Raw genomic sequence first — 12,542 nt, forward strand, 5'->3', positions numbered from 1 at the left:
TATCATGTTCTAACAATGCTCGACAAAGCCCACACCCTTAATTAGGGCATGCTAGTTATTGATAATATTGTTATAAAACATGATAAAAATTAGGGCATGTCTACCCTTTTAAAATGACTATTTGACAATCGATAAATCATCACTTGGATTAACAAAAGCGTGCAATTATCATGCCAAAATCATGACTGTATTTTCACAATCCAACCCTTTTATTATCATGGTTTTTGTCCGTCATCATCACGCCATGCTTTTATATCAATGCCAAAACCGCCATTTAATCCTTTAAAAAATTATGGAAAAGGTGTAGAATATATTTATTCCAAATTGATAAAATCAGTATCAATGAGCCCAGCCAAGAGCGAATACTCGCCACAACAGCTAAGGTTATATCATGTCAGAGTCATCCGATAATTCTGTAAAAAACACAGAAACTGCCGAACCCGAAGTTTTTGACCCTAAATCAAGCGATACAGCAAAAAACTCGTCCGCTGAGCCACTCCCCGCTCACAAGCCTGATACCAGCACTACCCCGCCACCTAAAAAAACCAAAAAGCCCAAGCCACCGCCCGAGAAAATGATACCACATTCTAAGGACATGGACGCTACCAAGAAACGGGTGCATCCACGCTTTGTCTCGGGCAAATATCAGAACATCCGCCTAGTGAGCATGTACACCATTTTGGCGGGATTTTTGATACTGCCATGGATAAAATGGGGCGGTCGTCAGGCGATACAGTTTGATGTCGCTGAACCAAAGTTTTATATCTTTGGGGCGACTTTTATGCCACAGGATTTTTATTTCTTTGCCTTTATATTTATGATTGCTGCCTTTACATTGTTTATGGTAACGGTCTATGCAGGGCGTGTGTTCTGTGGCTATGCCTGCCCACAGACCATCTATGTACACTTGTATCAGCACGTAGAAAAATGGGTACTGGGCGAGCGTAATAAACGCATCAAGTTCGACAAAGAACCTAATAGTGCTTCTAAGATTGGCAAAAAACTACTCATTCATCTGATATGGGGTGTGATGAGTATGATTACCGCTGTGACATTCATGTCGCTTGTGGTCGGGACGGAGTACCTATTCTTTAATGGGGCGACACCGTTCTTTATGGGTTGGAGCCATCTGACTTGGGTATTCTTTGGCATCATTACCTTTGTCACACATATGAATGCAGGTTACATGCGTGAACATATGTGTGTGCATTTTTGCCCTTATGGTCGTTTCCAATCAGTGATGTTTGACAAGGACACCTTACTTGTCTCCTATGACTATGACCGTGGCGAACCTCGTGGGGCTCGCAAAAAAGGCGACCACCCCGAAGGTTATGGCGACTGTGTGGACTGCACCATGTGTGTACAGGTATGTCCTACGGGTATCGACATTCGTGACGGCTTGCAAGTAGAGTGTATCCAGTGTGCGGCGTGTATCGATGCGTGTAATGACATCATGGACAAGGTGGGCTACCCTCGTGGTCTGATTCGCTACACCACCGAACGTCAGCTTGTCCACAAAGAAAAAACCAAAATCGTAAGCTTGCGTATCTTTGCCTACATCTTTATCCTTAGCGTACTGGTGGTGGTGGCAACAATGGTAGCAACAGGGCGTGACCCCTTGGAGCTTGAGATTCGCCACAACCGTAAGCAAATCAGCAGTGTCGGACGTGACGGCATGGTTGAGAACAGCTATGTCCTAAAAATCGTCAATAAGACCGATGAGCGACAAGTCTATAAAGTCAAACTAGAACCCGTTGATGGCTTGACCTTAAAATCTCGCTTTAAAGAGTTACCACTCAAAGCCAACGAGCCGTATGATTTGCCCGTGAGTATCTTTGGCGACCCTGCCAAAATCAGTGGCACCATGCCTGTCACCATCACTGTCTACACCGAAGATGGTAAGTACAGTGCCAGCAGACAAGACGTGTTTGTCTATAAACCCTAAACCAAGAAGTAACCAAAAAAATAAAACCCTGTCAATGGAAGGGTTTTATTTTTTTGCTAAAATAGGGGCAAATGTTTGTATCGTGAATTAACCGCAATCACATCAATTTTTCATTTTTTAATGGTTTACCTCAATCTCAACTTAAAGTTACAACTTATTGATTTTTCAATGATTATTTTTTAAGTTGCAGGGACGAATTGCAATTTTCCCTTGGTAAATCAATCACTTATAAAAAGTCAAGAATGAAGTAGAGTTTTTTATTATGGCGGAGTACGTAATACGCACTTTACTGCCAATTGGTGTATTTTGAAATTGAATATTACACCCAGAAAACTTTAAAATTACCACAAACACAATGATGTTTGGGTGTAGGGGCGTGCTGTGCATGCCTATAAAAATTGGTATGTTATCAAAGGACGTGCAGAGCCAGTCCCTACAAAGCCTGTGGTAAATATCAAGTTGATTAGGTGTATATCAGACAATCAAAAAGGGCAAGATGACTTACCTTTTTTGATGGTTAAATCCCATTCAAAACCACCCTGTTTAATCACCCCACACGCACCACATTCACATCGCCCATCTCGTCCCATATTTGGTGCGTGGCAATGGCAAGTACACCAATCTCGCCTGCTTGTTGCATACCCGTCAAGCTCTGCCATGCCTGATGGCGAGTGGTGCTATCTAGCCCTGCAAATGGCTCATCTAATAACAGCACCTTTTTGGGCGATAGGAGCAGACGAGCCAGTGCCACACGCCGACCTTGACCGCCCGATATCGCCATGCCGTATTCGCCAAGTGGCGTGTCTAACCCTTTGGGCTGGTGCTTTGCCCAGTCGGACAGACCCACTTTATCAAGCACCGCCCACAGCTCATCATCAGTCGCTGACGGCTTACCCAGTCGTAGATTATCGGCAAGACTTTGGTCAAAGATGTCCACGTTTTGCCCCAAAAAGCCAAACGAGCGACCAAAATCCACGTTATCCATGTCCACATCACAAAGAGCCGATGTCCGCACCACCATCTCGCCACTCATGCGTGGCACTTCCCCTGCCAGCGTGGCAAGCAGTGTCGATTTGCCCGCCCCTGACGTTCCCATGATGAGCGTAGGCGTGGTTGGGGTGAGTGTGGCACAGATACCGTCCACGCTCATGATGGCAGACGGCATTTTTATGGATAAGTCTTTTAGGATAAGGGTTGGATTGTCATCTATCGGCTGTTTTTGGGGCGTGCTGTCTGCACTCATCAGCTCATTGATACGTGCTTTGGCATTGACACTTCTACCGTATGCAAGCGGCTCACCCACCAGTGCCGAGATTATCTCCATCAGCCCAAACACCCCAAGCGTCAAGGCAAGAACGATGGCAGGATTTAGGGCGGTATGGCTGTTTAATGTTGCCACTACAAAGGGGGTAATACCCTGCTCAAAAATCCGCCCTGCCGTCAGTAGCAGTAGCACCACCGCCAACGCAATGATAAGCTGAATAAGCGCTTGGGCGTTACGTCTGGCTCGCAGGGTCGCCATCGTCAGCTGATGATGGCGCTCATCATACTCACTAAGCTCACGCACGCTGTCCTGCCATCTACCCCATGTGATGAGAGCGGTTAGGGTGGGCAAGGTGTTGATGAGTTTGCTTTTGCGTAGCACCACAAGCTCACTCTCACGCCGTGCCAGTTGCACACCTTTATATAAGGTCATGACCGCAATGATGAGTGCCAGCCCCATATGTAGCACAGCAATCCACGCTGTAGGCATCATCACAGACACCATAAGCGACAACACCGCCACCGCCACGACCGCCACCACAAAGGGCGACACCACTCGCAGTGGAAATTCGTCCAGCGTGTCAATGTCTTTGACAAGCCTTTGCATGGTCTCGCTACTACCACCCTTTTGCAGTCGCACCGATAACGGCAGTCTCGCCCAATGCGAAAAGAACTTCACTCGCAAATCACGAAGTAGCCCAAACACCGCATGGTGCGACACCATCAAATCGCCATAACGGGCAAAGGTTCGCACGATAGCAAAACCACGAATGATAGCAGACGGCATAAGATAATTAAAGGCGTGCGATCCCACCGCCAGCACCCCTGCCACGCCTGCCATCGTGATAAACCACCCTGAGAGCATGACCAGTCCCAGTACCGACAACACCATCGCTATGCCTAACAGCCATGCGATGAGCCACAGAAGCTTTTGGCTAAGTAATAACTCTCTTAGGCGAAATGGGCGTCTGCTTGGTTGATTAGCCATGTTGCACCGCCTTTTGTTGTTTTTGCTCATGTAGTGTCGTCAAGTCATGAACGACATCAAAGTCTATCCCTGCCCCATCGTGCGTTACCCAAATCACGGTCTTGCCGACACTCACACGAGATAATAACGCCTTAATTTTCTCTGCCGTCTCGCTGTCTAAATGCTCGGTCGGCTCATCAAGTAGCCACACTTTGGCATTTTGCAATAATAACTGGGCTATGGCAAGCCGCCTGCCTTGACCGCCTGACAGTCCACCGCCACGCTCGGCAAGCACGGTATTTATGCCATCTGGTAACTGACTGATGATGTCCCACAGGGCGACATCGTTTAGCACCTGCACCAGCTCATCATCGGTGGCGGACGGTTTGGCAAGGCGTAAATTATCCGCGATAGAGATTGGCAATAATGGCGTGGTCTGCGACAGATAGCCAAGCTGTGTTCTAAGTATATTCATATCAAGCTCATCATACCGTACCGCCCTGCCATCAGCGTGAATGACCACATCACCAGCAAAGTCGCCAAAACCAAGCAGGATTTGTAATATCGTGGATTTACCCACACCACTTGCCCCCATCAAGGCGGTGCGTTTGCCTGCGTCAAAGGTTAGACTGATGGGCGATAATCGCACTCGCCCATCATCGCCAAATGCCGTAATGTTATTAAGATGAAAGGCAGGCGGACTGGTAAGATTGACCGCCACATCGCCCCCTGTTTTGGCTTTAAAATTTAGCATGGGAGCGATTGCCTTGGCACACGCCACCGCTTGCCCTTTGACATGATACTCTGCCCCCAGTCGGCGTAGCGGAGCATAAAACTCTGGCACAAGCAGTAGGATAAATAACGCTGTGCCATAGCCTGTCAGCACCTGCCCCCTGCCCCACGGCAAAATCCCCATCAAGCCAAAGCCCAGATACACCGCCACTAAGGCAATGGATAAGGCGGATAAGAATTCCAACACCGCACTGTTTAAAAAGGCGATTTTTAACACGTCCATCGTGCGTTTGCGATAATGCTCGGAGCTGTTAGCGATGTCTGATACGGCAATGTCCACCGCCCCAAGCCGTGATAAGGTATTGACCCCACGAATCCAATCCAAAAATCGCCCCCCAAGCTGTGCCAAGGCGTCCATCTGCTCACGGCTTTTACGAGCGGTAGCGATACCGATAAATGCCATAAAAATCGGCACAAGCGGTGCGGTAAGTAGTAATACCAATGCTGAGGTTGCACTATAAAACGCCACACACCCCGCCAAAATCAAGGGCGTGGTAACGGCAGTCATCTTTTGGACGTGAAAGCGAGCATAACCAACCAAATGGTCAGGCTCATCAATGATTTTACTTGCCAATGCCCCGTCCGCCCCAAAATCACGCCTTGCCTGCCCAAGCTCACCCAATTTGACAAATAGGCGTTGTCTCACCGATTTGGCAACGGTCAGCCCTGCTTGACTCAGCAAAACATCACGCCCATAGCCGATGGCAATGCGTACCGCCAAACACCCAAACAGCAGTCCCAAATTAAACAGCAAGCCACTACCTGTTACCCTATCAGGGAGCGGTACGTCCTGCACAAAGCTCGTCAGCCACCCATCAAAGAGCCACACCAGCACACACGCCTGCCCCACCAGCACCAACACGCTGGCGATGTCCAGCAAATACGCCATCATCATGGCTTTTTTAACTGGCTTAAAAGTCGCCTTTAAAAAGACATTTGCCATGATGTCTTCTTGGGAGCGTCTGGGTTTTTTGCGTTTGGATTTTGGTGGTTTTGGCGGTGTGGATTGCTCTATATGGGGCGGTACTGTGGGCGATACGGTTGGGGTGATTGGCTCGGTCATGGTGTTATTATTGTTAAAATTTAGCGTTACATTATCGCTAAATTTGGGGATAATTTCAAGGTAAAGATAACTCTTAACATCGTCCTTTGTGTTACAATATCGCCACTTGCTCATTTTTGCTTTATCTCATGTCAATTCGCCACACCTTATATGTCCTATTAGAAAACCACGATGATTCATCGCCTTTATCCTTGCCTGCCAAGATATTGGATTTATTTTTAATTACGCTTATTTTATTAAATACTCTAGCGGTAATATTAGAATCGGTGGATGACATTTATTATCCTTATCAAGATTATTTTAGGGCGTTTGAGTGGTTTTCTGTGATTGTATTTGGGATAGAATATATCGCACGATTTTGGGTAATTGCTGAAAAGAATACCGCTCGTATTTGGCATGCTCGTTTTAAATGGACGCTAAGCTTTGGGGCGATTATTGACCTACTTGCCATAGTGCCAATATTTTTGCAAAGCATCAGTGGGATTGATTTGCGTTTTTTACGGGTATTTAGGTTATTAAGATTATTTAAACTTACCCGTTATTTTGATTCTTTGCGAATACTGCTCACCGTATTACAAAAAGAGCGTGGCTCATTTGGGGCAGTGATATTTATTTTAATGCTTCTTATTATATTATCAGCAAGTGGCATTTATTTGGTGGAATACGAAACCCAGCCCGATGAATTTACTTCCATCCCCCATGCGATGTGGTGGGCGGTAGTAACCCTGACAACGGTGGGCTATGGCGACATTACGCCCGTTACGCCTTTGGGCAAACTTTTGGGGGCGTTTATCACGATATTGGGCGTGGGGCTTGCCGCCTTGCCAGCAGGTATTTTGGCAACGGGACTCACCCGTGAATTAGAAAGCCAAAAACAGGCAAGCCTATATCATCTTTATGATGAATTTATGGCGTTATCATTAACTGAATTGCATGACAATGATAAAATAAATAGCCTATCCGATGAATTAAAAATAGACCGCAAAAACCGCCAAGAAATTCTCACCCAAGTTTTGCGAGAAAAACGCCTTTTGGCAAAAGAAAAAGAGCTTGATGAAAAAGAAAAGTCCTTAAATAAAAAATGCTTTTGTCCGTATTGTGGGGAGCGGGTGGAATAGTTGTGAAGTTTTAATGATTATAGATTTTAAATAGTAAATTAAATCTGCTCTATTACCCCTTTGGTTTATGTATGAAAATTAAATAAGATGAAGCATTGTGCGTGGTTCTGTCCGATTTTGACTTAACTACCACGCCAAGTTGGGGCCTGGATTTGGTAAGTCGTAATCTCTCCCAATAGCCCAAAATGGGCTATTTTAATAGGGCTATACGTTAAATTACTCTGAAATTATTTTATTTAATAGCTCAATCATTTCTTTGCCGTGCTTTTGAATAATTTCATCGGTTAGCCATTCTCCGCATTCAAACATTTTTCGCTGTTTAAGGCTAAGCAAAGGATATCGCTTAACGTCATATCCAGCCTTTTTCTCGGACGGCATTTTATTACTCAAAGATGAATTTTGGCTGTGGTTAATTAGGCATAAATTACCAAAATTATCAATGCTATCAAGTCTAGGATTGTTATTTGGTGGATTTTGTGGATAATAATGCTCCACCGAATTTCTAGCGGTAAACCTAAACTCTTGTGTTGTATCTTTATGCCACAAAATATAATCCAAACGGTTAAAAATAAAATTCTCTACCGCCGTGCCTGTATTTAAAAAAGCACATCTTTTATCATCATGACTTAAATTTAAATCCAAAACTTTTTGATTATAAATAATATCAAAATATTCTTTTGAAATACCATTCTGATAAAAACGATTAAAATAAAATTTATCGCATAAAATTTCTAAAAACTTAATATTTTCATCTGCCGATAAAATAACTGCTTTACCAGTTTTTGGACAATCTTTTAATTGTAAATGACTTTCGTCATTAAGCCATTTTAGATAAGCAAATAGCCAATATTTATAATTCTTTGCCGTGAAAGAATAATGAAACATGGTCTGCAAAAGCTTGATTTTTCTATCCTCTATCTCTGCTTTAAAGACGTTGGCATAGTAATTACTAGAATTTTGTTTGTCGGATTTTCTAAATTGATAGATATACCAATCATCTTTATTATCAAGCCCATCATGCTTAATCACATAACGGTCAAATAATAAACGAATGTTTAGCAAATGTACGGTAAATTTTCTGATTTCATCTTTATTGCCATATAAGCCCGCTTCATCAAATTGTTTATTTAAATTACCTGCGTCTAAGCGATGTATATCAGCGTTAATGCAATTTTTATCTTTTAAGAATAAATACAAAACCTGTGCCAAAAAGTTAGGGAAATCAATGATAGAAGTAAAACGCTCATATTGATTGTCTTGGTTTGATTTATCATTTTTTATCAATACAAAGTTCGTGCTAAGAATTTTCCCCAATTCACTTGGGTATGAATTTTCATTTTGAACTTTGTCTTTTTTTGCCTTCTTTTTTGATTTTTGAAAATTTTCTTTTAAATTATCAAAATTTTCATACAACCAAAAATACTCACCGTTATCTTGAAAAAGCTCATGACGCTCATCAGCAGAAAAAGACGACACCGCATAGCGACTCATATCCGAACAAGCATTCCAAATGGCAGAAAATACCGCTCTATCATCATCTTTTAATTCACTCATTAATTTTGCCTTGATGACTTCGTGCTGTTCTAATTGCTCGCCACGGTTATTCATGCGTTCAAAATATTGGTTTAAATCGGTATTTTCTGGAATCTCCGTGCGTATGATTTGTACGTTATTCAATAAAACAGATAAGAAATTATCGGAAAATGACTGTTTTTGCAAGTAGTTATATATAACAGAAATTTGACTGTCGCCATTTAATTCGCCTTGTTTCTTAATAATATTAAGTTCATCACTTGAATTTTGACGATGTTCAAAAGACAAATTTAATTTAAAAGAATAATTAAGAACTGATAAAATCAAAAACAGCGTGGTCAATCTTTGTTGCCCATCAATAACCTCAAAAGCATTATCTGCACGTTTTTTAACCGTTAAAGCCCCAAGATAATATCTCTTATTATTATTTGTTTTGCAATATTCTTGTATGTCCTTAATCATTTGTCTAACTTCATCATCCGACCAAGCATAATTGCGTTGATAGATAGGAATAACATAATTATCCATTTCTGCAAAAAGTTCTTGGATTGTAAATTCTTTGATGTTATCATTGCTATTCATGATTTTCTCCTTAAGTTGTTATTGGGCTGTTGTGTCATCATAAAAACCCGATAGCAGGTCATTTAAATAAGTAACTTTCTTACTATTAGTCCGCTTCTTTGTTCTGCCAATGTCAAACATTAATATCTCTTCTGGCTTAACAGATTGCCCCAAAGCAAGGTATAAACTGCCTGATTTAAAAAGATAGTTTTCAAGTGATGAAAAGTAAATACGCTCGTTATAAAACCTTAAAAAATAAACCCATCTGGCAATTTTAATCACGGCATTTTTTAATTCATAATCACCAAATTTATCATAATACATCATTACCATAATGGTAAAGGTGGTAAATAAAAAATAATCGCCTTTATTTACTTTGGCATTTTCTTTTAGGTGGTTAAATAAATTGATGTCTTTATTTGGTATATTAATTGAAATGCCATTATCCAACAAGCCATCTTTAGCAAATAAATCGGCATACATATTCTTGTAATGCTCCACATAATCAAAAAACCATTCACCATCTAGAACCACCCCATTCATCTGCACGTCATGAGCATATCTGGCTTGTAATTTTGGGTGTTTTATCTGCTCTTGTTGATTTAAGCCCTTAAAGACATCCACGTTTTGTTTGTTAAAAAACTCGGCTTCTTTATGAGATTGCCATCGCCGATGACGATATAAGACATCATTGATAATCAGCTTTAACCAAACCCTGTCTCTGGGTGCCGAAATTGTCTCATTAGCTTGATACTCCCAACGCTCCACCAAGCGATGAATGGCAGGACTGGCAAGCCCCCTTAATTCTCGCAGATGATACGCCTTTAACAAATCATAGGCTTCCAAACTTTTGCCACGAGAGTTTTGCGAATCAAAATACTGAAAGGCTTCATCAATGTCGGTTAAAATAACGGTAGCAAAGGTGCATTTGTCAAGGATAAAGTTCTTAAAATCATCACCAAGCCCCAAATCCACCACATAGCTTTTTAGATATTCATAATTTTGCTTGATATGCTCAACACTTTGACTGTGGTTGAATTCATTGCCAAGAAAATTAGGTTCGTCAAATGGATTTTTGTTGCCATTTAATACATACAACAATAAAAACAAACTGGTCAGTCGCTGTTGTCCGTCTACGATGTTATATTCATCTTTACCTTCATCTTTATGCAAGACAATTACACCTAAACGGCATTCTTGGGTTTTGTCCTTTATAAAATAAGAATAAATATCATCAATAAGCTGTTTGATGTGCTTGGTTTGCCATTTATAGGGGCGTTGGTAATCAGGAATGGTTAGTTGATATTCAAACATCTTATTGACGGTTTTGATACTAACCTTTTCATCATTTTTGGACATGATAACTCCTTAGGGTTGTATGGTTTTTGGGGTTTGGCTATGCGGTACTTACTCGATAATAGGTATTATTGCACGTTGCTACGACAACCCTATAAGGCTCTCCAGCCCCAAGTTTTTGCTGTTTTTTACTTATACGTGCAGGACTTGACTACATCATCTTACTCTAAAATTACACAAAAAACCGTTCGCCCTAAGCTATGTCTGTGGATAAAGCGGTTTTTTGTTATGGGTAGGTATAGCTCACCACGGATGAAAAACCTTTGTTGTATTTTGAGCGGATTGACTATAAATATCTAGGTAAATGTATTTCTCAGACACGCTCCGTCTTGCAAAAAGTATCTTATTGAACAATGCCAATTATATTAAAGTTCAAATTTATTCTTGTCAAACAACAACCTTGCATAAAAAAATAAGGGCAATCTCTTGCCCTTATTTACCATGCCTTTGACTTTTGCTTTGATTACTTCGGTGCAACCATCTCTTCTGGTCGTACCCACTCATCAAATTCTTGCTCAGTCAATAGCCCAAGCTCTACCGCCACTTGTTTTAAGGTTTTATTTTCTTTATAAGCGGTTTTGGCGACTTTTGCCGAATTTTCATAGCCGATTTTACGGTTTAGGGCAGTTACCAGCATGAGCGAATTGTGCAAAAAGTAATCAATCTTTTCACGATTTGGTTCAATGCCTACCGCACAGTTGTCATTAAAGCTATTACAAGCGTCCGCAAGCAGGCGAATGGATTGCAAAAGATTATAACCGATGACAGGCATAAAGACGTTCAATTCAAAATTACCGCTCGCCCCTGCCATGTTTATCGTGGTGTCATTGCCCATGACCTGAGCGACCACCATGGTCATCGCCTCCGACTGCGTGGGGTTTACCTTGCCCGGCATGATAGACGACCCCGGTTCGTTCTCGGGAATGGTAATCTCGCCCAGACCACAGCGAGGGCCACTAGATAGCCAGCGAATGTCATTGGCGATTTTGTTTAGACTACCTGCCAAAGTTTTTAATGCCCCTGAGGCAAACACTTCGGCATCACGGCTTGCTAAGGCTTCAAATTTATTAGGAGCGGTTACAAAGGGCAAGCCTGTCAATTCACTAATTTTTTGGGCGGATTTGACGGCATAATCGGGGTGGCTATTTAGCCCTGTCCCCACGGCCGTCCCACCAAGTGGCAACTGATACAAGCCCTGCAAGGCGTTGTCAATTCTCACGAGTGCCAAGTCAAGCTGTGCCACATAACCGCTAAATTCTTGCCCCAAGGTGAGCGGTGTGGCATCTTGTAAATGGGTGCGTCCGATTTTGACGATGCCGGCAAAGTCGGCAGATTTTTTGGCAAGCGTATCACGCAACGCCTTGACGGCAGGGATAAGCGAGCGGTTAATCTCTACCGCTGCCGCCACACGAATGGCGGTTGGGAAGCTGTCGTTGGTGGATTGGGCGTGGTTTACATGGTCGTTGGGGTGGACGGGCTTATAAGTGCCTTTTGGATTGCCTGCAATCTCGTTGGCTCGGTTGGCGATGACTTCATTCATGTTCATATTGGACTGCGTGCCAGAGCCTGTCTGCCATACCACGAGCGGAAACTGGTCAGCAAGCCCGCCTGCAATCACTTCATCGGTGGCTTGTACAATTAAGTCTTTTTGGCTATTTTCAATCCGTCCAAGCTCGGCATTGGTAATGGCAGCAGCTTTTTTGACGGTTGCCATGGCGACAATGAGCGGGCGTGGCAACGTCTCGCCCCCGATTTTAAAATTATCACGGCTACGCTGAGTTTGAGCCCCAAAATAGGCATCGGCAGGGACTTGTACTTCGCCCATGGTGTCTTTTTCAATACGAAAGTCGGTCATAAATTTTCCTTGTTTGGTGGATAAAAACTGCTAAAATGTTGATATTACTATAACACCATCAAAAACAATTTTCAATCATCAATCATTAT

General features: G+C 42.6%; 7 protein-coding genes. 2 read left to right on the forward strand and 5 right to left on the reverse strand.

The genetic code is table 11. The features are described from left to right. Positions 1-595: 595 nt before the first annotated feature. A complete protein-coding gene (ccoG, locus tag DX073_RS03510; RefSeq protein WP_115006374.1) occupies positions 596-1,945 on the forward strand; it encodes a cytochrome c oxidase accessory protein CcoG in 1,350 nt (449 codons plus the stop codon). A 547-nt stretch (positions 1,946-2,492) separates the two neighbouring features. On the opposite strand, the gene DX073_RS03515 is transcribed toward ccoG, so the two are convergent. After that, positions 2,493-4,196: an amino acid ABC transporter ATP-binding/permease protein gene (locus DX073_RS03515; RefSeq protein ID WP_115005605.1), complete on the reverse strand. Its 1,704-nt coding sequence runs from the start codon at positions 4,194-4,196 to the stop codon at positions 2,493-2,495. After that, the gene (gene cydD, locus DX073_RS03520) at positions 4,189-6,030 is read right to left on the reverse strand and encodes a thiol reductant ABC exporter subunit CydD (RefSeq protein WP_115006376.1); all 1,842 of its coding nucleotides are present in this window, start codon (positions 6,028-6,030) and stop codon (positions 4,189-4,191) included. The genes DX073_RS03515 and cydD overlap by 8 nt, the downstream gene beginning before the upstream one ends. A gap of 128 nt (positions 6,031-6,158) precedes the next feature. Between cydD and DX073_RS03525 the strand changes: the two genes are divergently transcribed. Further along, a complete protein-coding gene (locus DX073_RS03525; protein WP_115005607.1) occupies positions 6,159-7,148 on the forward strand; it encodes an ion transporter in 990 nt (329 codons plus the stop codon). Between the two features lie 216 nt (positions 7,149-7,364). On the opposite strand, the gene DX073_RS03530 is transcribed toward DX073_RS03525, so the two are convergent. The 3 genes from DX073_RS03530 to fumC form a co-directional block, all read right to left on the reverse strand. Continuing rightward, on the reverse strand, positions 7,365-9,263 hold the full coding sequence (locus DX073_RS03530; RefSeq protein ID WP_115005610.1) for a GmrSD restriction endonuclease domain-containing protein: 1,899 nt from the start codon (positions 9,261-9,263) through the stop codon (positions 7,365-7,367). A gap of 18 nt (positions 9,264-9,281) precedes the next feature. Then, a complete protein-coding gene (locus tag DX073_RS03535; RefSeq protein ID WP_115005612.1) occupies positions 9,282-10,601 on the reverse strand; it encodes a DUF262 domain-containing protein in 1,320 nt (439 codons plus the stop codon). A gap of 460 nt (positions 10,602-11,061) precedes the next feature. Next, a complete protein-coding gene (gene fumC / locus DX073_RS03540) occupies positions 11,062-12,453 on the reverse strand; it encodes a class II fumarate hydratase (protein ID WP_115005614.1) in 1,392 nt (463 codons plus the stop codon). Between the last annotated feature and the right edge of the window lie 89 nt (positions 12,454-12,542).

The organism is Moraxella lacunata (assembly GCF_900453205.1).
In the GTDB taxonomy this organism is placed as follows: Bacteria; Pseudomonadota; Gammaproteobacteria; order Pseudomonadales; family Moraxellaceae; genus Moraxella; species Moraxella lacunata_B.